Origin of the sequence: Kitasatospora sp. NPDC057965 (assembly GCF_042887135.1) — a bacterium.
Lineage (GTDB): Bacteria > Actinomycetota > Actinomycetes > Streptomycetales > Streptomycetaceae > Kitasatospora.
Genome location: NZ_JBHVPZ010000019.1, coordinates 1 through 23644 on the forward strand (window position 1 = coordinate 1; position 23644 = coordinate 23644).

The following is a 23644-nucleotide window of genomic DNA, read 5'->3' on the forward strand; positions in this document are numbered from 1 at the left end:
CCACGGGGGCGGCCGGGGCCGGCTGCACCGGCGCGGGGGCCGGGGCCTGGGCGGCCGGAGCGGCGGCGGGCGTCGCGGGGGCGGCGGCGGGGGTCGGCGTAGCGCCGGCCTGGGTCGCGGCCTGGGTCACTGGGGTCACCTCGGTACCGGGCTTGTAGTCGGCGAAAAAGTCCCACCAGGCTCGGTCGACCGAGTTCGGGTCCTGGAGGTACTGCTGGTAGATCTCGTCGACGAGCCACTCATTGGGGCCGAAGCCAGTGGAGCTTGCCGAGCTGTTGGGGTGTTCAGGGGACTGTGGCGACACGGCGGCAACCGCCCTCTTCCGCTTCCTTTTGGGATGTTTGGACAGCGGGGATTAAGGCTACGCCTCCGACCAGTGATCGCGCAGTCCCCGGGGGGCAGGCGTCGCCCAGATCACAGTCCTGACCTGCGGTTTGGCTGAAAATGTGCGTTAGAAACCCGCAGCGGAGGGGAACCGACCGGTTCTGATCGCCACCCAAATGGTGGCAAAAGCGGACAAGGTGGGGTACGGGCCCCGGGGTCGGGTCTGTGTCGGTTCTGTGACATTTGTCCTCTTCCCCGGGGCCCGGCCGCCGTCCGGCCGTCGCCCGGCCGCCGTCCGGTCCGGTTGCCCGGCCCGCGCGCGGTGCTCAGCGCGGGCCGGGCAACCGGACCTCGATCCGGCAGCCGCGGGCGGCCTCGGCGACCTCGATCCGCCCGCCGTGCAGGTCCACCGCCCAGCGGGCGATGGCCAGGCCGAGGCCGGTCCCGCCGTCGGCGCCAGGACCGGCGGCGGTCGCGGTGCCGCTGCGCCCGAACCGCTCGAAGACCCGGGTCCGGTCCGCCGCGGGGATGCCGGGACCCTCGTCCTCGACCTCCAGCAGCAGCGCGCCGGGCCCCTCGCCGGGCCGGGCGCGGACCGTCACGGTGCCCCCGGGCGGGGAGTGCTTGCAGGCGTTGTCGACCAGGTTGGCGACCACCTGGTGGAGCCGCTCCGGATCGGCGACGCCGGTCAGGCCCACCGGGCTCACCTCCAGCGCGAGCCGGACGTCGCCGCGCCGGGAGAACGCCCCGCCCGCCGTGGCGCCGTCCACGGTGACCCCGCGCAGCACGCCATCCAGGAACTCCCGCACCTCGAAGGGGCGGGCGTCCAGGTCGACCACGCCGTCGTCGATCTTGGAGAGGTCCAGCAGGTGGGCGACCAGCCGGCCGAGCCGCTCGGTCTGCTCCAGCGCGGCACCCAGGGTCGCCGGGTTCGGCTGGACGACGCCGTCGACCACGTTCTCCAGCACGGCGTGCAGCGCGGCGATCGGCGTGCGCAGCTCGTGCGAGACGTTGGCGACCAGTTCGCGGCGGTGCCGGTCGGCGGCCTCCAGGTCGGCCGCCATCTGGTTGAAGGTGGCGGCGAGCTCGCCGATCTCGTCGCGCGAGTTCACCTCGACCCGGCGGCTGTAGTCGCCGGAGGCCATCGCGCGGGCGGCGGCGGTCATGTCGCGCAGCGGGGCGGTCAGCCCGTGCGCGAGGAACTGCATGAAGAGCAGTGAGGCGATCATCGAGAAGATCATGATGATCCGGATCTGGGTCTCGGACCGGATCGCCACGACCACCATGCCGGTGGCCAGGAAGACGGACACGATCACCAGGAGGGCGAGTTTGCCCTTGATCGAGCGGACCGGGTCGAGCGGCCGGATGTCGGCCCAGACCCTTCTCGCGGCGCGGGCGGCCAGGGTGGGCGGCCGGCTGCCGGCGAGGTCCCCGTTGCGTTGCTGTGGAAAGGTCATTGGTCCCCTGTGATCCCCCGCGTGGGTCGCACGGCGTCCGTGGCACGGGCCCCCCGGCGGCCCGTTGTCCGAGGGTGCGCCGCTACGAGAGCGGGGCCTCCAGCGCGTATCCGACGCCGTGCACGGTGCGGATCCAGCTGGCGCCGATCTTCCGGCGCAGCGCCTTGACGTGGCTGTCGACGGTGCGGGTGCCGGACGCGTCGGTCCAGTCCCAGACCTCGGCCAGCAGCTGCTCGCGGGTGAGCACGGCGCGCGGCTGGGCGGCCAGGCAGGCGAGCAGGTCGAACTCGGTCGGCGTCAGGTGGACGTCGCCCGAGGCCAGCCGGACCCGGCGCTGCACGTGGTCGATCTCCAGCTCGCCGAAGCGCAGGCTGCCCAGCGCGGGCGTGCGGGCGGCCTGCTGGGCGCGCTCGACGCGGCGCAGCAGCACATTGACCCGGGCGGCCAGTTCGCGCATGGAGAAGGGCTTGGTCATGTAGTCGTCGGCGCCGACGCCGAGGCCGACCAGCAGGTCCGTCTCGTCGTCCCGCGCGGTGAGCATCAGGACCGGTACCGGGCGCTGGGCCTGGATCCGGCGGCACACCTCCAGGCCGTCGAAGCCGGGCAGCATGATGTCGAGGACGACGAGGTCGGGCTGCCAGGTGTGGAAGCCGTCGACGGCGCCCGGGCCGTCGTGGGCCACGGCGACCTTGAAGCCCTCCGCGCCCAGCCGGGCCGCGATGGACTCGGCGATCGTGGGCTCGTCCTCGACCACCAGCACTCTGCGCTGACTGCTCACCGTGCCGCCGGCGTTCTGGTTGTCCTGCTGAATTTCTGTCACGGTCACGCCACCGCCCCCAGGGCTGCGGGCCGGCCACCTGTGGGGATGGCGAAGGCTCCGCTCGTAGTCTTGTTCCGTCGTGGACTGTGCCGGGTCCGCCGTCCCGTCGCGTGCGCGGTGCCGGCGAGCGGGCGTGCGCCGCTCACTTGTCCCGCACACCTCGCAGCGTACGGACAGCGGGTGATTCCCGGCAGGTGGACCGGACATTTCCGGCCCGCGGGCCGGCTTGCCGGGCCGGCCGTCGGGCCCACTCGGAAGTGGGCACGGGCCGATACCTTACCCGGCGTTTTTTCACTCCGTAACGGTACGTATGCACATCGATCGACGCCAAGGCGCCGGTCAGCGGGGACGGGCACCGGTATTGGGGGAGAAGGTATGGACCAATTCGACCACCCCTCGATCCCCCCGCGCCCAGCGTTCTCCCAGCGTGCTCCCAGCCGCCGGCCGTACCGTGGCCACGACAAATCACGGGGGGTGGGATTTCCGGTACGCGCCGGAACGTTGGACACGCGCGGGGGCGACGGTCACGGGCGGCGGAGCGGAGGCGGCATGACGGAGCGACAGGTGCGCGCCGGGCGCGGCGGTCCGCCGTACGGGATGCTCCGGCACGGCCTTCGGGCCGGGGCGGCCGACTGGCTGCTGGCCCGGGTGCCGACCCCGCGGCGCAATCCCTTCGCGCTGGGCTACCTCGCCGTGGTCGGCGTCACCACCACCTTCGCCCAGCTGGCCGACCCGGACCTCGTGCTGCGGCTCCAGGAGGCGTCCAGCTCGGACGGGCACAACCTGCTCCAGCACCCGCTGCGCGCGCTGCTGCTGAGCGGCTTCTGGGTGGCCGGCCCGAACTGGGTGCCCTACCTGTGGGCCTTCGCCCTCACCGTCGCGCCGCTGGAGCGCCGGGTCGGCCCCGTCCGGGCGGCCGCCGTCTTCGCCGCCGGGCACATCGGCGCCACCCTGCTCTCCCAGGGCGTGGTCGTCGTCGGGGTGGAGGCCGGGCGGCTGGAGCCGGCCGCGATGGACTACCTGGACATCGGCGTCAGCTACGGCGTGCTGGCCAGTCTCGGTGCGCTGGCCGGGCTGCTGCGGCCGGGCGGGCGGGTGGTCGCGCTCGGACTGGCCGCCGCGCTGATCGCCGGGCAGATCGCCGAGGACCGGGACCTCGTCACCGGGGTCGGTCACCCGGCGGCGCTGCTGGCCGGGGTGGCGCTGTGGCGGTGGCTGCGCCGTTGGGACGGGCACCGGCCGCGCCGCAACCGGCTCGGAGCGTTCGCCGGGCGCCCCCGTTCGGCTTCCGCGCCGGCCTCCGCGCCGGCCTCCGGGGCGGGGCGGGGTGCGGTGCTGGAGCGGCTCTGAGCCGGGTCCGGTCCCGTTTTTGACGGCCCGGCCGGGACTCCTCGGCCGTTCGCTCACGGCGAACGCGGCCCGGGGAACATCCGGCGGCCGCGAAGCCTTAGTCAGGTCGACTCAAGTTCGCTGACTGGGGAGAGATCATGGCATCGACGTCCACACCGCTCACCCTGCCCGTGCTGCCGCTCGACGACGAGGTCGTCCTGCCGGGCATGGTCGTTCCGCTGGACCTGAAGGACACCGAGGTCCGCGCCGCCGTCGAGGCCGCGCGCGCCGCCGCCCCCGGCAGCACCGGCAAGCCCCAGGTCCTGCTGGTGCCGCGGGTGGACGGCTCGTATGCGGCGGTCGGCACCCTCGCCACCGTCGAGCAGGTCGGCCGGCTGGCCGACGGCCCCAATGCGATCGGGCAGCCGGCCGCGCTGGTGCGCGCGGTGCGCCGGGTGCGGATCGGCGTCGGCACCACCGGGCCCGGCGCCGCGCTCTGGGTGGAGACCACGCCGTTCCGGGAGTCCTCGGTCGGCACCCCGGTGGCCGGGCGGGCCGCCGAGCTGGTCAAGGAGTACAAGAACCTGTCCACCCAGTGGCTGCGCAAGCGCGGCGCCTGGCAGATCGTCGACCGGGTGGCCGCCATCGAGGGTGTCGGCGAGCTCGCCGACAACATCGGCTACGCGTCCTTCGTCACCGCCGAGCAGAAGCTCAAGGTGCTGCTGGAGGCCGACCAGGTCGCGCGACTGGAGTACGCGCTCGGCCTGCTCCGCGACCACCTCGCCGAGGAGGAGGTCAACGACACCATCCGCAAGGACGTCGAGGAGGGCGTGGCCAAGCAGCAGAAGGAGTTCCTGCTCCGCCGCCAGCTGGAGGCCGTCCGCAAGGAGCTGGCCGAGCTGAACGGCGACCCGGCCGACGAGGAGGAGGACTACCGCGCCCGGGTGGAGGCCGCCGACCTGCCGGAGAAGGTCCGCGAGGCCGCGCTCAAGGAGGTCGACAAGCTGGAGCGCTCCAGCGACCAGTCGCCCGAGGGCTCGTGGATCCGCACCTGGCTGGACACCGTCCTGGAGCTGCCCTGGAACGAGCGCACCGAGGACTCCTACGACATCGCCGGCGCCCGCGCGGTGCTGGACGCCGACCACGCCGGCCTGGCCGACGTGAAGGAGCGGATCGTCGAGTACCTGGCCGTCCGCAAGCGCCGGGCCGACCAGGGGCTCGGCCTGGTGGGCGGGCGCCGCGGCGGCGCGGTGCTGGCCCTGGTCGGCCCGCCCGGCGTCGGCAAGACCTCGCTCGGCGAGTCGGTGGCCCACGCCATGGGCCGCAAGTTCGTCCGGGTCGCGCTCGGCGGCGTCCGGGACGAGGCGGAGATCCGCGGCCACCGGCGCACCTACGTCGGCGCGCTGCCCGGCCGGCTGGTCCGCGCCATCAAGGAGGCCGGCTCGATGAACCCGGTCGTCCTGCTCGACGAGATCGACAAGGTCGGCTCCGACTACCGGGGCGACCCGGCCGCCGCCCTGCTGGAGGTGCTCGACCCGGCGCAGAACCACACCTTCCGGGACCACTACCTGGAGGTCGAGCTGGACCTCTCCGACGTGGTCTTCCTCGCCACCGCCAATGTGCTGGAGGCCATCCCCGAGCCGCTGCTCGACCGGATGGAGCTGGTCCGCCTGGACGGCTACACCGAGGACGAGAAGGTCGTCATCGCCCGTGACCACCTGCTCCCGCGCCAGCTGGAGAAGGCCGGGCTGAAGGGCGAGGAGGTCGCGGTCGACGAGCCGGCGCTGCGCAGGCTGGCCGGCGAGTACACCCGCGAGGCGGGCGTGCGCAACCTCGAACGGGCCATCGCCCGGGTGCTGCGCAAGGTTGCCGCGCAGCACGAGCTGGGCGAGCGCGAGCTGCCCGCCGCGATCGGCGCCGACGACCTGCGTGCCCTGATCGGCCGGCCGCACCACGTCCCGGAGGCGGCCCAGGAGCCCGCCGAGCGGCGCACCGCGGTGCCCGGCGTGGCCACCGGACTGGCGGTCACCGGGGCCGGCGGCGACGTGCTCTACATCGAGGCCTCGCTCGCCGACGCCGAGACCGGCGGCACCGGGCTGACCCTGACCGGCCAGCTGGGCGACGTCATGAAGGAGTCCGCGCACATCGCGCTCTCCTACCTGCGCTCGCGCGGCGCCGAGCTGGAGCTGCCGGTCACCTCGCTGCGCGACCGCGGCGTGCACCTGCACGTCCCGGCCGGGGCCGTCCCCAAGGACGGGCCGAGCGCCGGCATCACCATGACCACGGCGCTGGCCTCGCTGCTCTCCGGACGCAAGGTGCGCACCGACGTGGCGATGACCGGTGAGGTGTCGCTGACCGGGCGGGTGCTGCCGATCGGCGGGGTGAAGCAGAAGCTGCTCGCCGCCGACCGGGCCGGGATCACCACGGTGATCATCCCCAAGCGCAACGAGGCCGACCTGGACGACGTCCCCGCCGAGGTGCTGGAGCGGCTGAGCGTCCACCCGGTCGCGGACGTCCGGGAGGTGCTGGAGCTGGCCCTGGAGCCGGCCGGCGTGCTGGTGGCGGCGGCCTGACCGACCCGCGGGGGCCGTCGTGAGGCCCGTCGCGAGGCCCGTCGCGGCCGGTCCGCGGCCCGTCCCGTCCGGTGGATCGCCGGAGGGGACGGGCCGCGTGCCGCGTGCCAGACTGCGAGGGTGCCGTCCTTGACCCAGCGCGCCCTGGCCCGGGTCCCGGAGGGGGTGCGCCCCTTCCTGGTCCGGCACCGGAGCCTGGTGAAGTTCCTGCTGGTCGGCAGCGGCTGCTTCGCCCTGACGCTGCTGATCAACTACGCGCTGCGGCTGACCCTGCTGGAGCGCAAGCCCGTGCTGGCGCTGACCGTTGCGACGGTGGCCGGCACCGCCGTCTCCTACGTGCTCAACCGGCGGTGGAGCTTCCGCTCCTCCTGGCGGCGGCGCGAACCGCTGCTGTTCCTGCTGGTGAGCGCCGTCGCCATCGTCGTCAACGTGCTGCCGCTGATCGCCTCGCGCTACGTGTTCGGGCTGCGCGAGCCACGGGTCGGCCCGGTCACCCGGGAGGTGGCCGACTTCCTGAGCGGGATGGTGCTGGGCACCTTCGCGGCGATGCTGTTCCGCTTCTGGGCCATGCGGCGCTGGGTCTTCACCCGGATGGAGCAGCCCGTCGCGGACACCGCCGGGGTGTTCGCCGATCCGGGCCCCGAGGGCCGGCGAGGCCCGGTCCCGTCGGTGCGGTCGGCGGAGGCCGGAGCGGGTGAGGGCGATGCGTGAGCCGGACGGTCCGGGGCGTGGGGCCGGGCCCGCGAGCCAGCAGGGCATGCGCCGGGCCAATCTGGCGCTGGTGCTGCGGGTCGTCTCCCGCGCCCCGCGCTCCCGCGCCGAGGTGGCGGCCGAGAGCGGGCTGACCAGGGCCGCCGTCTCCTCGCTCGCCGAGGAGCTGATCGCGGCCGGACTGGTGGTCGAGGAGGGCCCGGCCGCGCCCAGCGGCAAGGTCGGCCGCCCCGGCACCGCGCTCGGGCTCAACCCGGACGGCCCGGCCGGCCTCGGCGCCGAGATCGGGGTGGAGCACCTGGGCGCCTGCGTGGTCGACCTGCGCGGCGAGGTCCGCGCCTGGCGCCGCCAGGAGATCCGGAACCGGGGGCGGCAGCCCGCCGCCGTGATGGCCGACCTCGCCGAACTGCTCCGCCGGGCCGTCGCGGACGCCGGGCTGCGCCCGGCCGGGCTCGCGCTGGCCGTGCCCGGACTGGTCGGCGCCGACGGCGCGCTGCTCCGGCGGGCCGCCAACCTGGGCTGGCGGGACGTCGCCGCCGTCGCCGAGCTGCGGCTGGCGCTGCGCGCCGCCAACGCCGAGGAGCTGGCCGAACTCCCGCTGCGGGCCGACAACGAGGCCAACCTCGGCGGGCTGGCCGAGCTCTGGCTGGGCGACGGTCCGGGGTACTTCCTGCACGTCTCCGCCGAGGCGGGGGTCGGCTCGGCGATCGTCGTCGACGGCCGGCTGCTGCGCGGCGCGCGCGGCTACGCGGGCGAGCTGGGCCACGTCCCGGTGCATCCGGAGGGGCCGCGCTGCGCGTGCGGGGCGCACGGCTGCCTGGAGCAGTACGCGGGGGAGTCGGCGGTGCTGCGGGCGGCCGGGCTGGAGGGCGTCCGGGGCGACTGGGTGGCGCTGCTCGCGGAGCGGGCCGAGGCCGGGGACGAGGAGGTGCGGGCGGCGCTCGGCGGCGCCGGTGCCGCGCTGGGCATCGCCGCGGCGGGGGCGGTCAACCTGCTGGACCCGGCCGAGGTGGTGCTGGGCGGCGGCTACGCCCGGCTGGCGCCCTGGCTGCTGCCCGCGATGCGCGCCGAGCTGACCGCCCGGGTGACCGTCCGGCCCTGGTCGGACGAGCGGCTGACGGTCTCCCGGCTGGGCCGCCGCGGCCCCCTGCTGGGGGCCGCGGTCGGCGTTGTCCGGTCGTTGCTCGCCGACCCGGGCCGGCTGGAGGAACCCTAGGGGCCGTGCCGTCAGTCCTTGACCAGCTCGCGGCTCAGCCGCGAGGGCTTGCCGAGGACGGCGGCGAAGGTGATGCCGATGCCGACCAGCGCCCAGGCCAGCAGGACCAGCAGCGGCTGGGTCAGGTTGGTGGCGTCGAAGTAGGCGATCGAGCGGGCCGCGTCGGTGCCGGCGCCGTTCGGGAACCAGGCGCCGATCGCCCGCCAGAACGGCGGCATCAGCGGCGGCGGGAAGACACCGCCCGCGCTCGGGTTGCCGAGCACCACGAAGATCAGCACCGCGATGCCGATGCCGATGATGTCGAACAGGCACTGCAGGGCCATGGTGAACGCGCCGACCGCGAAGACCACCAGCGCGCCGAGGGCGGACATCGCCCAGAACGAGCCGGGCAGCGCGTCCAGGACCGTCTGGACGATGATCGCACCGCCGATGCCGGCCGCGATCGAGTACACCGCCAGGGTGCCGAGCCGGATCAGCGCCCGGTGGGTGTTGGACGGCTTGGCTCCGGCGCTGACACCGAGGATCGAGGCGACCAGGTAGCCGCCGACGCACCAGCCGATCACCAGGTAGAAGGAGGAGAGCCCGTTGGCGTCGCCCGTGGCGAGAGGCACGACGTCCTGGACGACGACCGTGCGGCCCTGGCTCTTCTCCAGGCCGGTGACGATGCTCTCGGCGGCCCTGGCCGCGGACGGCCCGCGCGCGTTGGCGACCAGCAGCACGTCCTCGGTGGAGGCCGGGTTCACCACCAGCGCGGCGTAGATCTTCTGGTCCTTGATCTGCTGGGTGGCGGCCTCCGCGTCCGGCGCGGTGACGGCCTTCACGGCCTCGTCCGGGACCGACTCCAGGCCCTGGACCAGCTTGGGGGCGACCTGCGGCGGGGCGACCACCGCGATCGACAGCTCGTGCGGCTTCGGCTGGTGCAGCGCGCCGACGTACGAGGTGACGAAGCCCAGCTGGAGGAGCAGCACGCCGATGACCAGCAGCGCCGCGCGCGGGGTGACCGCGCCCTTCAGCTCGGCGGCGAAGCCCTTCTTCGGTGCCGGTTCGGCCGTGCGCTCCGGTGCCTCGGCGGGCTCGGGTCCCTGCTGCCCTGGGGCGGTCATGCACATCTCCTTGCGTATCGGGGGAAACCGGGTACTTAATAGCATGAACTAGTTTCGTCGAGGTTTCTCCCGCGCCGGGGCGCTCCGGACGGGCTGCGGGATACTGACGCGGTGAGTACGCAGGACGAGGACCGCGCCGAGGCCCCGCAGGACGAGGACCCGCTGCTGGCGGTCGAGCGCGAGGTGGGGGTGCTGTTCCGGCGCGGCCGGGCCCGGATGTCCGAGCTGTCCCGGCGGGTCCACCCGCAGCTGGAGGGCATGGCGTACAGCCTGCTGAGCTACGTCGAGCAGGCCGGGTCGGTGCGGGTGACCGACGTCGGCGTGCACTTCGCGGTCGGCAAGGCGACGATCAGCCGGCAGATCCGGGCGCTGGAGGAGCTGGGCCTGCTGGCCCGGGAGGTGGACCCGCAGGACCGCCGCTCCGCCCGGGTCTCGCTCACCGAGGACGGCCGACGGCGCTTCCTCGCGGCCAGGGCGGCCCGGATGACCCGGGTGCGGGAGCTGATGGGTGGCTGGCCGGAGGAGGATGTGGTGCGCTTCGCCGAGCTGCTGCACCGCTTCAACGACGTGGTCGGCGAGGCGGCGGCCGCGCCGGCGCCGGCCGGCTGAGCGGCGCGCGGGGCGGTGGACGCCAGGGGCCCGGGCCGGGATCGGTCCGGGCTTTACTTGTTCTTGACGAATGTTGCCTAGGTCAACCATCAGCCTTATGGTTGCCACAGGCAACTATTCCGAAGGACCTCGATGACCGTCACCGCCACGCCTGCCGCGACCGGAGCCGCCGACACGACCGACCAACCGATGACGCACCGGCAGGTGATGGAGGCGCTCTCCGGCCTGCTGCTCGGCCTCTTCGTCGCCGTGCTCTCGTCGACCGTCGTCTCCAACGCGCTGCCGCGGATCCTCACCGACCTGCACGGCGGCCAGTCCGCCTACACCTGGGTGATCACCGCGACCCTGCTCACCCTCACCGCCTCCACCCCGATCTGGGGCAAGCTCTCCGACCTCGCCAGCAAGAAGCTGCTGCTGCAGATCGCGCTGGTGATCTACATCGCCTCCTCCGCGCTGGCCGGCCTCTCCCAGAACACCGGCGAGCTGATCGCCTGCCGCGCCCTCCAGGGCATCGGCGCCGGCGGTGTCACCGCCCTCGCCCAGATCTGCCTGGCCGCGATGGTCCCGCCGCGTGAGCGCGGCCGGTACAGCGGCTACTTCGGCGCCGTCTTCGCGCTGGCCACCATCGGCGGCCCGCTGATCGGCGGCGTCATCGTGGACACCTCCTGGCTCGGCTGGCGCTGGTGCTTCTACGTCGGCATCCCGTTCGCGCTGGCCGCGATCCTGGTGCTGCAGCGCACCCTGAAGCTGCCCGTGGTCAAGCGCAAGGTGAAGATCGACTACCTCGGCGCCCTGGTGATCACCGGCGCGGTCAGCCTGCTGATGATCTGGATCACCCTGGCCGGCAAGAACTACGCCTGGCTCTCCTGGCAGACCGCGGTCATGGTCGGCGGCGGCCTGCTGCTCGGCGCCCTCGCCGTCGTCGTCGAGCGCCGCGCGGCCGAGCCGATCATCCCGCCGCACCTGTTCAAGCACCGGACGGTCACCCTGGCCGCGCTCGCCAGCGTGCTGGTCGGCATCGGGATGTACGGCGCGACCACCTTCCTCAGCCAGTACTTCCAGCTCGCCCGGGACAAGTCCCCGACGGTGGCCGGCCTGATGACCCTGCCGATGATCCTCGGCCTGGCCGTCTCCTCCACCGTCGCCGGCAAGCTGATCACCAAGTACGGCAAGTGGAAGATCTACCTGGTCAGCGGAACGCTGCTGCTGGCCATCGGCTTCGGCCTGCTCGGCACCGCCCGGGCCGACACCGACTACGGCCTGCTCTCCGTCTACATGGCGGTCACCGGCATCGGCCTCGGCCTCACCATGCAGAACCTCGTCCTCGCCGTCCAGAACACCGTGCCGCGCGCGGAGCTCGGCTCGGCCAGCTCGGTGGTCACCTTCTTCCGCACCATGGGCGGCGCGATGGGCGTCTCGGCGCTCGGCGCGCTGATGAACAACCGGGTCGGCCACTACCTGGCCGAGAACCTGGCCGACGCGGGCGTCCCGGCGGGCGGCGGCTCGCTCGGCGGCGGCATCCCGGACCTGCACAAGCTGCCCGCGCAGCTGGTGCCGCTGGTCACCGACGCCTTCGGGCACGGCGTCGGCATGATCTTCCTGGTGGCGGCGCCGTTCGCGCTGCTGGCCTTCGTCACCGTGCTGTTCATCCGGGAGACCGTGCTGCGCACCGGTCAGGAGTGAGACCCGCCGGGGACGGCAACGCCGGAGGGCCGGGAGTGGACCACCACTCCCGGCCCTCCGGCGTGCTGTCGCGCGGGCCGTGGTCGTGGTCGTCGTGTGGGGCGGTGCGTTCGGGGGCCGGGCCGTGGGGGAGTCCGCGAACTCCCGCCCGGCGGGCGAGGCGTCCCCGGTCCGGGGGCCTCCCGGCGCTCCCGGTCCTCGCGACCCTCGTGGCTTTCCCGGTCCTTCCGGTCCGCGCCCGTCGTTCAGCCGGGCGGGAGGGCCGGGTGCGAGCCGTCGTGCCGCTGATCCGCGGATGGCCCCGTGCGCCGGCCAGGACGCGACCGGCCGCCTCGCGTCGCCTCGTGTCGCCTCGCCTCGTGTCGCCTCGCGTCCTGGAACGCCGGAGGGCCGGGAGCGGTGATGCGCTCCCGGCCCTCCGGCGTTGTGTTCGTCCTACTTATTGGCGATCAGGCTCAGCCCGTAGAGGACCGCCGCGCCGCAGACGGCGAAGCAGGCGTACGCGCCGGCCAGGGCCAGCCGGCCGCCGGTCACCGGGGCGGCGTTGGCGCCGGCCGCCTCGCGGCGCGCGGTGAGCGCGGCCTCGCGGCGGGACAGGGCGAGGATGCCGAGTGCGAAGACGGCGACCACGGCGACGGTGATGCCGAAGCTGACACCGGCGGTCTGGGCCAGGGCGTTCCACTTGATGTGCATGGTGTTTCGAGCTCCTCAGCCGGCGGCGGTCAGGCCGCGACCGTGGTCGAGGACGGGGTCGGGGAGGCGGGCGCGGCGGCCGGGTCGGCCTCGGCCGGGCCGACCTCGACCGGGGTGACGTCGGAGGCGTCGTTGACGTTGTCCGCGTGGACCGGCTGGCGGCGGGAGATGACCCACATCGCGCCCGAGCCGGCCACCAGGGCGGCACCGACCAGGGCGACGCCCCAGTTGCCCCGCTCGGCCAGGTAGGCCGCGAGTCCGCCCACGGTGGCGGCGGCGGGCAGGGTCAGGCCCCAGGTGTAGACCATGCGGCGGACCATGCCCCAGCGCAGCTCGGCCTTCGGACCGCCGAGGCCGGCGCCCATGATGCCGCCGGAGCAGACCTGGGTGGTGGAGAGACCGAAGCCCATGCTGGACGAGGTCAGGATGACCGTCGCGGAGGCCGACTCGGAGGCGAAGCCCTGGCGCGGGGTGATGTCCGCCAGGCCGCTGCCCATCGAGCGGATGATCCGCCAGCCGCCCATGTAGGTGCCGAGCGCGATCGCGGCACCGGCCGAGACGATGACCCAGGTGGGGGGCAGCGCGCCCTTCGGCAGGGCGCCGACCGAGACCAGGGTCAGGGTGATGATGCCCATCGTCTTCTGGGCGTCGTTGGTGCCGTGCGCCAGCGAGATCAGCGAGGAGGAGAAGATCTGGCCGGTGCGGAAGCCCTTGCCGACGGTCTTCTCGTCGCTCTTGCGAGTGATCGCGAAGGCCAGCTTGGTGGCGCCCCAGGAGGCCAGGCCGGCCACCAGCGGGGAGGCGATCGCCGGGATGAGGATCTTGCTGACCACGGTGTCGAAGTTGACGCCGTTGGCGCCGACGCCGACCACGGTGGCGCCGATCAGACCGCCGTAGAGCGCGTGCGAAGAGCTCGACGGCAGGCCGCGCAGCCAGGTCAGCAGGTTCCAGAGGATGGCGCCGGCCAGTGCGGCGAAGATGATCTCCGGATGGATACCGGCCTTCTCGTTGACGATGCCGCCGGAGATGGTGGTGGCGACCTTCACGGAGAGGAACGCGCCCGCGAAGTTGAGGAGGGCCGCGATGGTGACTGCGATCTTCGGCCGGAGGGCTCCCGTCGCGATGGAGGTGGCCATCGCGTTGGCGGTGTCGTGGAACCCGTTGGTGAAGTCGAAGGCGAGCGCCGTGATGATCACAACGGCCACCAGGAACGAGATGTGTTCCATACCCAAACAATCGTCGTAGTTGTCGCACTGACGTTGGTGTCGTGCGCGACGCTAGGGACGCTTGGTGAACGGAAGGTGAACTGGCATCTGAATCAAGGTTCCGACGGTGTCGTAGGGGTTGCCGGGACCTTTCCGAAGGGTTGCGCCCGCCGCGCTGAGCTGGACATTAGTGGAGATCCGCCCGCTTCGCCCGTTTTGCTGAGAGTTGCCTCACAGGAAGGGTGAAAAATTCATCGGGTCGTACGGGCGCGGTCTGTTTCCGGCGAGTAACCCGTGGCAGGATCTGCCGGAGGTCCGGGTACCCCGGAGCGCGGGCGGACGGGGAGGACGAGACCCATGGGCGGGGCGGTACGGCGCGCGGAGCTGACGGGCGGACGACCGACGGGCGGAGCGGGCGGCAGACGACCGGCCTGGGTCCGGGCCGCGCTGCGCTGCGGTGCCGTCCTCGCGGCGGCCGCCCTGTCGCTGCCACTGGCCTCCGGCGCGGCCTGGGCCGACCCGGTCCCGCCGGCCACCACCGCACCCGGCGCACCCGTCGCCGATCCCGCCGGTGCCGACCCGCTCGCCGCCGCCAAGGCCACCCTCGGCCCACTGCTCGACCAGCTGCACGCGCTCTACCAGGGCGCCGAGGCCGCCACCGAGCAGTACAACGCGGCCGTCGACAGGGTCGCCGTGCAGCAGGCCGCGCTGACCGAGCTCAAGGCCAAGCTGGAGCGCCAGCAGAAGCAGGTCGACGCGGGCACCGACATCGCCGCCCAGCTCGCCGCCGCGCAGTACCGCAACGGCTCCGCGTCCGCCTACGCGGAGCTGCTGCTCTCCAAGGACCCGTACGAGGCCGTCACCATCGCCGAGCTGCTCGCCGCCGCCAGCCGCTCGCAGAACGAGTTCCTCAACAAGCTGACCGCCGACCGCGACGCGCTCGGCGGGCTGCAGAAGCAGAACGAGGAGGCGCTCGCCACCTCGCAGAGCCTGGTCACCCAGCAGGACGCCGCCAAGGCCAAGGTCGCCGCCGACCTCGCCACCGTCGAGCAGCTGGTCTCCTCGCTCACCGGTGCCCAGCGCGCCGAGCTGGAGCAGGTCGAGAAGGCCAAGGCCGACGAGGCCCAGCTCGCCTTCCTCGCCACCGGAGTGCTCGGCAAGGGCGAGCGCACCCCGTCGCTGGCCGGCCGCGCCGCGGTCGCCTACGCGCTCGCCCAGCTGGGCAAGCCGTACGTCTGGGGCGGCGCCGGGCCGGACGTCTTCGACTGCTCCGGGCTCACCTCGCAGGCCTGGCTGCACGCCGGCAAGCCGATCCCGCGCACCAGCCAGGAGCAGTGGGCGCAGCTCCGGCACATCCCGCTCGACCAGCTGCGGCCGGGCGATCTGATCATCTACTTCGAGGGCGCCACGCACGTCGCGATGTACATCGGCGGCGGGCTCGTCGTGCACGCGCCGCGGCCGGGCTCGTACGTCAAGGTCGGGCCGATCGGGGCCAACCCGATCCTCGGCGCCGTCCGGCCGGACCCGGACGGGGCGGCCGACGAGGCGGGCGGGGCCTGGAAGGTGCCGGACCTGCCGGCCGGCTGGGACTCGGTGACCCCGATCGCGTCCAGCCCGCTCAACCAGCCGCCGCTCCCCCCGGGCACCCCGGTCCCGCCGCCCGTCACCCCGGCGGCCCCGGGCACCCCCGAGCCCACCGCCACGCCGACGGGCACCCCGGACCCGTCCACGCCCACCGGTACGCCGACGGCGACCCCGACCGGCACGCCCACGGGCACGCCGACCGGCACGCCGACCGAGACCCCGACCGGTACGCCCACGGGCACGCCCACCGAGACGCCGACGACCACGCCGACCGGCACCCCGACCGGAACGCCCACGGGGACCCCGACCGGCACCCCCACGGGCACGCCCACCGAGACCCCCTCGGGAACCCCGACCGGCACCGGCACCGGCTCGCCCACCGCCACCGGCTCCAACACCGCCACGGCCTCCGGCACCGCCTCCGCCACCACGTCCGGTACCCTCTCGCCCACCCAGAACTGACCCGCGGCGGCCTGGGCTTCGAGACCCCTCTCGAAGCCCAGGCCGCTCCGTCGCTGCGCCTTGCCGCTGCGGAGTAGGAAGTCGGCCATTCTGACTTCTCACTCCACCTGCAGAGTCCGTCCCTTGACCACCACACCTGCTCCGGCCGGTACTCGCTCAATCCGAGTGGGGACCGGCGGCCACACGTTGCGGCTGTCGTAGACGGATGGGTGCTTGGAGCAGGAAGTCGGCCCCTTCGACTTCCTGCTCCTGACGGCAGGGACCGCACAGCCAACCCGAGCATGGCATCGGGCGGCCCTTTGATCCGTGCAAGGGGTCGCTGGTGGAAGCGGAGTGGGAAGTCGATGGGGCCGACTTCCCACTCCGCGCCTTCAACCTCCACCTCCACCGCCATGCGCGAAGACCTTGGCGGCGATCGTTCGGCCCGAGCGATCGCCGCCGACAGCAAACCGTTCCCCACCAGAGCGAGGCGGAGTGGGAAGTCGATGAGGCCGACTTCCCACTCCGAGGGCTGCCATCTGGCTGCCTGAGGCCCGCTGACATCGACGGGTCCCCCCTGTTCCGGAGGCGTGGGGCGGGTCTGGTCTGTCACCTTTGCGCGCGCTGGGAAGTCGGTGGGACCGACTTCCTGTGCGTGGTGGTTGGGACAGCGCAGCCGAACTGAGCACGGTTTCCGCCGGCCCCTTTCTCCGCGCAAGGGGCCGGCGGCGGATGCGGAGTAGGAAGTCGGCGAGGCCGACTTCCTACTCCTGGCCCCGCACGGTGGGAGCTGCGCGAGATTGGCGGGCGGCCCCCTTGCTCCTCGCAAGGGGGCCGCCCGAAGGAGAAGCCGGGACTCCTTGGTCGAGGGGGTGGAGCGGGAAGTCGGTGGGGCCGACTTTCCACTCCGGAGGAGGCATCAGGGCGCGCGGCGGCGGTTGTCGGGGTTGGTTTCGGGGCTGAAGTGGTGGGCCTGGCGGGTGATGGGCGGTGGGGGCGGGCCGACTTTGAGGGCGGTGATGACGCCGGTGATGACGGTGGTGAGGGCGAGGGCGAGGAGGGTGGTGAAGGCGGCGCCGATGAGGAAGTCGGTCACTTCGGGCTCGCTCGGCGGAGGAGTTCGAGGAGGTTGAGGAAGGTGGCGAGGGTGGTGTCGCCGAGGTGGACGGTGGTGCCGTCGACGGTGGCGGAGCCCCATCGGATGCCGAAGGGCTCGCCGCGCTCGTGGAGTTCGTGGAGGAGGGGGCAGTAGTCGCAGACCGCCACGCGCAAGGTGCTCGACAGGAGGGAGACCAGGACGCCGGGGGCGGGGGAGCGGCCGTGCTGCCAGGCGTTGACGAAGAGCTCCTGGAAGGCGAGTTCGGCGTCGGAGATGGTGTCCGGCGGCCAGCCGGCGGTGTGGAGGAGCGCGCGGAGTTCGGCGCGGACGGTGGTGCAGTCGGGCGGGTTGAGGGCACGCATGAGAGACCTCCAGGGGAAGAGGCAAGAAGGGGAGGAAAGCGCCAACGGATGCGTCACCGTGAACGAGGCCAGCCCGGACCTGGCTGCTCTGCGGTGCGAAATGGGCAGCATGCGCCTACTGCCCCAGGAAACAGGCGTTACTGACGATCCGTCGGATCGTTGTGGCATTGACCATAGCGCAGCTCGCCACAAATTTGTGGCGAGCTGGCGGAAGTTCCCCCTTACGTGGCGCTCACCCCGAATGGCCCCGCGTGGCGTCCGCGCGGCAGACTGATCCCACGCTCGCAGAGAGGACGTCATGGCCCTTCGATCGAATCCCACCCTCCGTCAGCGTCGACTGGGAGTTGAGCTGCGGAGAATGCGGGAGCAGGCGGGCTTCGGAGGTAGCCAGCTCGCCCGTGCGATCGGTGCCACCCCGGCTCAGATCACGCAGATGGAAGCGGGCCGGACCGGCATCAGTGTCGAGCGCCTGCGCACGATCGCCGCGACGTGCATGTGCGTCAATGAACCACTGATCGACGCCCTCGCGGAGATCATCACTGAGCGTGGCAGGCCCGGTTGGTGGGAGGAGTACCGAGACGCCCTGGCGACGGATTTTCTGGAGAACGCCGAACTCGAAGGCCACGCGAAGCGGCTCGTGACCTACACCGTGACCTTTGTTCCCGGGCTGCTTCAGACTGACGCCTATGCATCCGCTGTGTTCGGCAACTCCATCCCGCCATTGCCGCACCACGAGGTCGACCTGCGAACGGCCTTTCGCATGCGGCGACAGCAAGTGGTCCGTTCCGGCGCCGTTCCGTACACCGCATACATCCATGAGGCGGCCCTGAGGATGCGGTTCAGCGGAGCAAAGGTCTTCACCGACCAACTTGACGCACTCGTCGAGAGCTCCGAGAGGTCGGCAATCTCTGTTCGGGTTGTCCCGTTCGCCGTGGACGGCCTGCCAAGCCCCAGCGAGAACTTCACCTATGCCGAAGGGCCGATCCCTGAGCTGGACACCGTACAGATCGACACGGGTCTCGGCTGTCAGATGTTCGATGCCCCGGCCCACGTGGCAAAGTTCCGGGCCGTCCTCGTGCAGATGGAGTCGAACTCCCTCTCCGAGGGGGAGTCCCGCGACCTCATCCAGTCGATCAAGAAGGAAACCGGAAGGCATGCCTAGCCACACCTGGCAGAAGTCCAGCTACTCAGGCGCCAACAATGACTGCATCGAGGTTCGCACAGCAGGTGGGCTGATTGAAGTGCGTGAGTCCGAAGACCCTGGCGTCATAGTCCGCCCGCCGCTCGTTGCCTTCACTGGCCTTCTCGACTCCATAAAAGCCGGTGAGTTCGACTACTGGGAGTAGCTCTCGCGGCCCCTCGCTCGGTGCCGAGCGAGGGGCCGCCGCTTCGCAGTCGGGGTGGTTTCCAGTGTTGGAAACGTGAGGGCCTTGCCCACGTCCATCCCCTCTCGGGAGCATTGTCGTGACACCGAGGAGGCGGCAGTGGAGCTGACGCGGCTTGTGGGTTCATGTGACGACGGCGACTGCCCGACGCTGTACCTGACGGATCAGGGCACCCTCGCCGTTCAGGGCGGTCGCATCACCGAGCACGGTCTTCGGATTCCGGCCCACGAGACCCTGGTCGAAATTCCTGTCGAACTCATCCGAAAGGCCGTCCGTGACAACCTCATCCAGGAGCCTCGGGGACTGCTTCTCGGCGTTCGAACGGACGGCATTCCGGCTGGAGACGCTGGACGACTACAGCCAGTCCGGTGGGGTGGACGCCTATCACGCGTTCCTCGCAGGGGAGGAGCAGCCGGAGAGCTACCGGACCGCCGGCTGGGTCGGGACGGTGGCCGAGGCCACCCGTTCGGGGAAGCGCATGTACCGGGTTCACGTCCTCTCGCGCCCGCTCACCGACTACCTCCGCTTCGAACTCGCGTGGGGGTACCACCGCAACACGGCGGCCGGCGAGGAGTTCTTCATCCTGGACACCACCGACCAGCAGAACCCCGTCCCGCAGGCGCCGGACTTCTGGCTCTTCGACGACGAGACCGTGGCCGCGATGAACTACGACGGCAACGGCAAGTACCTCGGGGCCGACTTCCTCGCCCCCGCACGGCTCGACGAGTTCAGGGCGTACCGCGACACCGCGATGGCGCACTCGATTCCCTTCACGGAATGGTGGGCTCAGCACGGCGCGTGAACGGAGTGGTGATGGGCGACACCAAGCGCCCGGGCCGGCGGTGATGCCCCTGGAGTAGGAAGTCGGCGGAGCCGACTTCCTACTCCAGGGGCATCAGGCAGAGGCGCCGGTGTCGGGCTCGAAGCGGATGACGACGGCCTTGGAGGTGGGGGTGTTGCTGATGTCGGCGGTGGAGTCCAGCGGGACCAGGACGTTGGTCTCGGGGTAGTACGCCGCGGCGCCGCCCCGGGCGACCGGGTAGTAGACGACGCGGAAGTGGGGAGCCCGGCGCTCGACACCGTCCTTCCACTCGCTGACCAGGTCGACGTACTGGCCGTCGGAGAGCCCCAGCTCGATGGCGTCCGCCGGGTCGACCAGGACGACCCGCCGCCCGCCCTTGATGCCGCGGTAGCGGTCGTCCAGGCCGTAGATGGTGGTGTTGTACTGGTCGTGCGAGCGCAGCGTCTGCAACAGCAGGCGGCCCTCCGGGACCTCCGGCGCCGTCAGCGGGTTGACCGTGAAGTTGGCCTTCCCGTTCGCGGTGGGGAAGGTGCGGGAGTCGCGCGGGCCGTGCGGGAGGGTGAAGCCGCCGGGGCGGCGGACCTTGTCGTTGTAGTCCTCGAAGCCGGGGACGACCCGGGCGATCCGGTCGCGCAGGGTGTCGTAGTCGGCGGCGAAGTCCTCCCACGGCACGGTGTCCTGCGGGCCGAGGACGGCGCGGGCGAGCCGGCAGACGATGGCGGTCTCGGAGAGCAGGCCGGGGGCCGGCGGGCGCAGGCCGCCGCGCGAGGAGTGGACCTGGCCCATCGAGTCCTCGACGCTGACGAACTGGGCGCCGCCGGCGGTGACGTCCCGGTCGGTGCGGCCGAGGGTGGGGAGGATCAGGGCGCGGGCGCCGGTGATCACATGGGAGCGGTTGAGCTTGGTGGAGACGTGCACGGTGAGCCGGCAGCGGCGCATCGCGGCCTCGGTGACCTCGGTGTCCGGGGTGGCGGCGACGAAGTTGCCGCCCATCGCGAAGAAGACGCCTATCCGGCCGTCGCGCATCGCGCGGATGGTGTCGACGGAGTCCAGGCCGTGCTCGCGCGGCGGTTCGAAGGAGAACTCGCGGCCGAGGGCGTCCAGGAAGGCGGTGGTGGGGCGTTCGAAGATGCCCATCGTCCGGTCGCCCTGGACGTTGCTGTGTCCGCGCACCGGGCAGACGCCCGCGCCCGGGCGGCCCACGTTGCCGCGCAGCAGCAGGAAGTTGACGACCTCGCGGATGGTCGGCACGGCGTGCTTGTGCTGGGTGAGGCCCATCGCCCAGCAGACGATGACCTTCTCGGAGGCGAGGACGAGCCGGGCGAGCTCCTCGATGTGCGCCCAGGGCAGGCCGGTGGCGGCGAGCACCTCCTCGCGGGAGGTCGACGCGGCCTCGGCGGCGAACTCCTCGAAGCCGTGGCAGTGCTCCTCGACGAAGGCGTGGTCGACGGCGTCCTGCTCCAGCAGCAGCTGGTTGAGGGCGCGGAACAGGGCGAGGTCGCCGCCGAGCCGGATCTGCAGGAAGAGGTCGGTCAGCTTGGTGCCGTGGCCGACCAGGCCGCGCGCCTGCTGCGGGTTCTTGAAGCGCTCCAGACCGGCCTCGGGCAGCGGGTTGACGCTGACGATGGTCGCGCCGGCGCGCTTGGCCCGCTCCAGGGCGGAGAGCATCCGGGGGTGGTTGGTGCCCGGGTTCTGGCCCGCCACGATGATCAGATCGGCCTGGTAGAGGTCCTTGAGGCTGACGCTGCCCTTGCCGACGCCGAGCGTCTCGGTGAGCGCGGAGCCGGAGGACTCGTGGCACATGTTGGAGCAGTCCGGCAGGTTGTTGGTGCCGAGCCGGCGGGCGAACAGCTGGTAGGCGAACGCGGCCTCGTTGCTGGTCCGGCCGGAGGTGTAGAACGCGGCGCCGTCCGGGGTGTCCAGGGCGCGCAGTTCCTCGGCGATCAGCGCGAAGGCGTCGTCCCAGGAGATCGGCGTGTAGTGGGTGGCGCCCTCGTCGAGGAACATCGGCCGGGTCAGCCGGCCCTGCTGGCCGAGCCAGTAGCCGGAGCGCTCGGCCAGCTCGGCGACCGGGTGGGCGGCGAAGAACTCGGCGCGGATCCGGCGCTCGGTGGCCTCCTCGGCGACGGCCTTGGCGCCGTTCTCGCAGAACTCGGCGGTGTGGGTCTTCCCGGGCTCCGGCCAGGCGCAGCCGGGGCAGTCGAAGCCGTCGGGCTGGTTGATCTTCCGCAGGGTGCTGAGGGTGCGACGGGCGCCCATCTGCTCGGTGGCCATCCGCAGGGTGTGGCCGACGGCGGGCAGCCCGGCGGCCGCGTGCTGGGGCGCCGACACCCGGGGGGCGTCCTGCGCCGGGTCGCTCTGCGGGGCCTGCTTGGCCATGACTGCGCTCCTCGGCTGTGCGTCGGGCCGCCGTCTCGTCACGGCGCCTGACTCATCCTCGCACCCGGCGGCCGGGGGCGGCAGGGGCGGGAAAGGGGGAGGGCGGCCGGGACGGCGGCGCGGATAGAGTGCAGGTGCTTCGACAGGTCCGGGGGTGGCGGGTGATGGTCGGCGACGTGCTCGACGGGCGGTACCAGCTGGTCGAGCGGCTGGGCCAGGGCGGGTTCGGCGTGGTGTGGCGGGCCTTCGACACCCGGATGCGGCGGCCGGTGGCGGTCAAGGTCATCAACCACCGCGGCGAGGACCAGCAGAAGGCCGCGCTGCGGTTCGTCCGGGAGGCCTGCGCGGCCGGGAACCTCTCCCACCCGCACATCGTCACCGTGCACGACCTCGGTGAGGGCGAGCTCGGCGGCCGGACGGTGACGTACCTGGTGATGGAACTGCTCATCGGCCGCACCCTGACCGCCGTGCTGCGGGACGGACCGGTGGACCCGGTGCGGAGCCTGCGCTGGGGGCGGCAGATCTGCTCCGCGCTGGCCGCCGCGCACGACGCGGGGATGGTGCACCGGGACATCAAGCCCGAGAACATCATGGTCACCGAGGCCGGGGCGGTGAAGGTGCTGGACTTCGGCATCGCGCAGCTGGACATCGGGACGGGCGGGCTGACCACCACGGGCACGGTCATCGGCAGTCCGGCGTACATGGCACCGGAGCGCTGGACCGGGGGCCGGGTGGACGGCCGGGCGGACCTCTACGCGTTCGGCTGCGTGCTGGTCGAACTCTGCACCGGGGCACGGCCGTTCAGCGGGGACTCGACGCCGGTGCTGATGTACCAGCACCTCAACGAGCCGCCTCCGGCGCTGGACCCGGCGCCGTTCGGGCTGCCGGCGGAACTGGCGGGGCTGGTCGCGGAGCTGCTGGCGAAGGACCCGGAGGGGCGACCGGCGGACGCCCGCACGGTGGAGCGGCGGCTGGCGGAGCTGGCGGATCCGGAGGAGCGGCGGACGGCGGGGCGAGGAGGGGCGGCGGGCCGGGCGGAGGACCGGGCGGAGGACGTCCGGGCCGCGCTGCGCGAGCGCCGCAACGCCGCCTTCCGGGCGCCGACGGCCGGCGAGTCCGCCGTCCAGCTCCAGGCGGTGGCCCAGGAGGCCGTGGCCGCGCTCGGCGCCGCCGACCGCGAGACCCTCGTCGCCTGGCGCGACTTCACCTGGTTCCTCAGCCGGGCCGGCGACCTCGACGGCGCGATCCGGTTGCTCTCCACGGTGACCGAGGACATGCGGCTCGCCCTCGGCCAGGGCGACCCGGACACCCTCGCCGCCCGGTACCACCTGGTGTGGTGCATCGGCGAGAGCGGCGAGACGGTCACCGCGCTGCGCCGGCTCGCCCAGCTGCTGCCGGACCTGCAGGCCGCCTGGGGCGGCCACGACCCGCGGGTGCTCAAGGCGCGGCACGACCTGGCGGTGTACACGGCCAACCGGGGCGACCTCGACGGCGCGGTGCTCCAGCTGCGCACCCTGCTGCCGGAGCTCGCCCGCGCGCTCGGGGAGCAGCACCCGGCCACCGTCCAGGCCTGGCAGGACCTCGCCGGCTACCAGCGGCGGCTGGCGGCGGCCCCGGCCGGGCGGGCGCGGCCGGGGAGGCAGCCGCGGATGCACCCGGGTGAGGCACTGCTGCTCGTCCGCCGCCTGCTGGCCTGGGACTTCGCCTCGGACCAGGAGGCCGACGCCTGCCTGACCGCGCTGGAGCGCGGCACCGGGATCAAGCGGATCGGCGACTGGGTGCTCTCCGCGCCGGACCACGTCACGGCCGAGGACCTGGTGGCGGAGATCTACGGCCCGTGACGCGGTGGGGCGCGTCAAACCCCGGCGC

General features: G+C 72.7%; 20 protein-coding genes and 1 pseudogene. 12 read left to right on the forward strand and 9 right to left on the reverse strand.

The annotated features are described in order from the left end of the window. From ACFVVU_RS24195 to ACFVVU_RS24205, 3 genes are all read right to left on the reverse strand, one after another. Positions 1 to 304: hypothetical protein (locus ACFVVU_RS24195; protein ID WP_380715371.1), on the reverse strand; the 304-nt coding region annotated here is incomplete at its 3' end. Positions 305 to 650: 346 nt separating this feature from the next. Further along, on the reverse strand, positions 651 to 1781 hold the full coding sequence (locus ACFVVU_RS24200) for an ATP-binding protein (RefSeq protein WP_380715373.1): 1131 nt from the start codon (positions 1779 to 1781) through the stop codon (positions 651 to 653). A gap of 82 nt (positions 1782 to 1863) precedes the next feature. Then, positions 1864 to 2601 (reverse strand): response regulator transcription factor, encoded by a 738-nt coding sequence (locus tag ACFVVU_RS24205; RefSeq protein ID WP_344337269.1) that lies wholly within the window; start codon positions 2599 to 2601, stop codon positions 1864 to 1866. Positions 2602 to 3150: 549 nt separating this feature from the next. On the opposite strand from ACFVVU_RS24205, the gene ACFVVU_RS24210 reads away from it, so the two are divergent. From ACFVVU_RS24210 to ACFVVU_RS24225, 4 genes are all read left to right on the forward strand, one after another. Then, the gene (locus ACFVVU_RS24210; protein WP_380686875.1) at positions 3151 to 3951 is read left to right on the forward strand and encodes a rhomboid-like protein; all 801 of its coding nucleotides are present in this window, start codon (positions 3151 to 3153) and stop codon (positions 3949 to 3951) included. Between the two features lie 137 nt (positions 3952 to 4088). After that, complete coding sequence (gene lon, locus ACFVVU_RS24215; protein WP_380686877.1) at positions 4089 to 6503, forward strand: endopeptidase La; 2415 nt, start codon at positions 4089 to 4091, stop codon at positions 6501 to 6503. 120 nt (positions 6504 to 6623) lie between these two features. Continuing rightward, complete coding sequence (locus tag ACFVVU_RS24220; protein WP_387792160.1) at positions 6624 to 7214, forward strand: GtrA family protein; 591 nt, start codon at positions 6624 to 6626, stop codon at positions 7212 to 7214. Next, positions 7207 to 8430: an ROK family protein gene (locus tag ACFVVU_RS24225; RefSeq protein WP_387792162.1), complete on the forward strand. Its 1224-nt coding sequence runs from the start codon at positions 7207 to 7209 to the stop codon at positions 8428 to 8430. The genes ACFVVU_RS24220 and ACFVVU_RS24225 overlap by 8 nt, the downstream gene beginning before the upstream one ends. Positions 8431 to 8441: 11 nt before the next feature. Here ACFVVU_RS24225 and ACFVVU_RS24230 read toward each other — a convergent pair whose 3' ends face one another. Then, positions 8442 to 9533 carry an ABC transporter permease gene (locus tag ACFVVU_RS24230; protein WP_380689553.1) on the reverse strand — a complete coding sequence of 364 codons (1092 nt, stop codon included), beginning with the start codon at positions 9531 to 9533 and terminating at the stop codon, positions 8442 to 8444. Between the two features lie 111 nt (positions 9534 to 9644). On the opposite strand from ACFVVU_RS24230, the gene ACFVVU_RS24235 reads away from it, so the two are divergent. Then, positions 9645 to 10142 carry a MarR family winged helix-turn-helix transcriptional regulator gene (locus ACFVVU_RS24235; protein ID WP_387792164.1) on the forward strand — a complete coding sequence of 166 codons (498 nt, stop codon included), beginning with the start codon at positions 9645 to 9647 and terminating at the stop codon, positions 10140 to 10142. Positions 10143 to 10274: 132 nt separating this feature from the next. Beyond that, on the forward strand, positions 10275 to 11825 hold the full coding sequence (locus ACFVVU_RS24240) for an MDR family MFS transporter (protein ID WP_380689557.1): 1551 nt from the start codon (positions 10275 to 10277) through the stop codon (positions 11823 to 11825). Positions 11826 to 12260: 435 nt separating this feature from the next. Here the strand turns inward: ACFVVU_RS24240 and ACFVVU_RS24245 are convergent, their stop codons facing one another. Further along, positions 12261 to 12518 (reverse strand): hypothetical protein, encoded by a 258-nt coding sequence (locus ACFVVU_RS24245; RefSeq protein WP_380689494.1) that lies wholly within the window; start codon positions 12516 to 12518, stop codon positions 12261 to 12263. A gap of 29 nt (positions 12519 to 12547) precedes the next feature. Continuing rightward, on the reverse strand, positions 12548 to 13744 hold the full coding sequence (locus tag ACFVVU_RS24250; RefSeq protein WP_387792167.1) for an anion permease: 1197 nt from the start codon (positions 13742 to 13744) through the stop codon (positions 12548 to 12550). Between the two features lie 336 nt (positions 13745 to 14080). On the opposite strand from ACFVVU_RS24250, the gene ACFVVU_RS24255 reads away from it, so the two are divergent. Then, positions 14081 to 15769 carry an NlpC/P60 family protein gene (locus tag ACFVVU_RS24255; RefSeq protein WP_387792169.1) on the forward strand — a complete coding sequence of 563 codons (1689 nt, stop codon included), beginning with the start codon at positions 14081 to 14083 and terminating at the stop codon, positions 15767 to 15769. 898 nt (positions 15770 to 16667) lie between these two features. On the opposite strand, the gene ACFVVU_RS24260 is transcribed toward ACFVVU_RS24255, so the two are convergent. Both ACFVVU_RS24260 and ACFVVU_RS24265 read right to left on the reverse strand, forming a co-directional pair. Continuing rightward, positions 16668 to 16844, reverse strand: coding sequence for a hypothetical protein (locus tag ACFVVU_RS24260; RefSeq protein WP_387792171.1), 177 nt, complete (start codon positions 16842 to 16844; stop codon positions 16668 to 16670). Then, entirely contained in the window at positions 16841 to 17209 is a 369-nt protein-coding gene (locus tag ACFVVU_RS24265) for an ATP-binding protein (RefSeq protein ID WP_387792173.1), read from the reverse strand. Before ACFVVU_RS24265 ends, ACFVVU_RS24260 begins: the two co-directional genes overlap by 4 nt. Positions 17210 to 17507: 298 nt before the next feature. On the opposite strand from ACFVVU_RS24265, the gene ACFVVU_RS24270 reads away from it, so the two are divergent. From ACFVVU_RS24270 to ACFVVU_RS24285, 4 genes and pseudogenes are all read left to right on the forward strand, one after another. Continuing rightward, on the forward strand, positions 17508 to 18371 hold the full coding sequence (locus ACFVVU_RS24270) for a helix-turn-helix domain-containing protein (protein ID WP_380690218.1): 864 nt from the start codon (positions 17508 to 17510) through the stop codon (positions 18369 to 18371). Next, positions 18364 to 18555 (forward strand): DUF397 domain-containing protein, encoded by a 192-nt coding sequence (locus ACFVVU_RS24275; RefSeq protein ID WP_380690216.1) that lies wholly within the window; start codon positions 18364 to 18366, stop codon positions 18553 to 18555. The genes ACFVVU_RS24270 and ACFVVU_RS24275 overlap by 8 nt, the downstream gene beginning before the upstream one ends. Positions 18556 to 18693: 138 nt before the next feature. Further along, positions 18694 to 18882: pseudogene (locus tag ACFVVU_RS24280) on the forward strand (hypothetical protein); the annotation flags it as partial. Next, positions 18869 to 19396 carry a DUF6879 family protein gene (locus tag ACFVVU_RS24285; RefSeq protein WP_387792175.1) on the forward strand — a complete coding sequence of 176 codons (528 nt, stop codon included), beginning with the start codon at positions 18869 to 18871 and terminating at the stop codon, positions 19394 to 19396. The pseudogene ACFVVU_RS24280 and the gene ACFVVU_RS24285, both read left to right, overlap by 14 nt. Before the next feature lie 93 nt (positions 19397 to 19489). Here ACFVVU_RS24285 and ACFVVU_RS24290 read toward each other — a convergent pair whose 3' ends face one another. Beyond that, entirely contained in the window at positions 19490 to 21775 is a 2286-nt protein-coding gene (locus tag ACFVVU_RS24290; RefSeq protein ID WP_387792177.1) for an FdhF/YdeP family oxidoreductase, read from the reverse strand. A 134-nt stretch (positions 21776 to 21909) separates the two neighbouring features. Here ACFVVU_RS24290 and ACFVVU_RS24295 point away from each other — a divergent pair, with 134 nt between their 5' ends. Further along, positions 21910 to 23616, forward strand: coding sequence for a protein kinase (locus tag ACFVVU_RS24295; RefSeq protein ID WP_387792179.1), 1707 nt, complete (start codon positions 21910 to 21912; stop codon positions 23614 to 23616). Positions 23617 to 23644 lie beyond the last annotated feature (28 nt).

What these genes read in the sequence shown, in the direction of transcription:
- ACFVVU_RS24200 (WP_380715373.1), bottom strand. Translation starts at nt 1,781, where the DNA reads ATGACCTTTCCACAGCAACGCAACGGGGACCTCGCCGGCAGCCGGCCG.
- ACFVVU_RS24210 (WP_380686875.1), top strand. Translation starts at nt 3,151, where the DNA reads ATGACGGAGCGACAGGTGCGCGCCGGGCGCGGCGGTCCGCCGTACGGG.
- lon (WP_380686877.1), top strand. Translation starts at nt 4,089, where the DNA reads ATGGCATCGACGTCCACACCGCTCACCCTGCCCGTGCTGCCGCTCGAC.
- ACFVVU_RS24225 (WP_387792162.1), top strand. Translation starts at nt 7,207, where the DNA reads ATGCGTGAGCCGGACGGTCCGGGGCGTGGGGCCGGGCCCGCGAGCCAG.
- ACFVVU_RS24230 (WP_380689553.1), bottom strand. Translation starts at nt 9,533, where the DNA reads ATGACCGCCCCAGGGCAGCAGGGACCCGAGCCCGCCGAGGCACCGGAG.
- ACFVVU_RS24240 (WP_380689557.1), top strand. Translation starts at nt 10,275, where the DNA reads ATGACCGTCACCGCCACGCCTGCCGCGACCGGAGCCGCCGACACGACC.
- ACFVVU_RS24245 (WP_380689494.1), bottom strand. Translation starts at nt 12,518, where the DNA reads ATGCACATCAAGTGGAACGCCCTGGCCCAGACCGCCGGTGTCAGCTTC.
- ACFVVU_RS24250 (WP_387792167.1), bottom strand. Translation starts at nt 13,744, where the DNA reads ATGGAACACATCTCGTTCCTGGTGGCCGTTGTGATCATCACGGCGCTC.
- ACFVVU_RS24255 (WP_387792169.1), top strand. Translation starts at nt 14,081, where the DNA reads ATGGGCGGGGCGGTACGGCGCGCGGAGCTGACGGGCGGACGACCGACG.
- ACFVVU_RS24265 (WP_387792173.1), bottom strand. Translation starts at nt 17,209, where the DNA reads ATGCGTGCCCTCAACCCGCCCGACTGCACCACCGTCCGCGCCGAACTC.
- ACFVVU_RS24270 (WP_380690218.1), top strand. Translation starts at nt 17,508, where the DNA reads ATGGCCCTTCGATCGAATCCCACCCTCCGTCAGCGTCGACTGGGAGTT.
- ACFVVU_RS24275 (WP_380690216.1), top strand. Translation starts at nt 18,364, where the DNA reads ATGCCTAGCCACACCTGGCAGAAGTCCAGCTACTCAGGCGCCAACAAT.
- ACFVVU_RS24290 (WP_387792177.1), bottom strand. Translation starts at nt 21,775, where the DNA reads ATGGCCAAGCAGGCCCCGCAGAGCGACCCGGCGCAGGACGCCCCCCGG.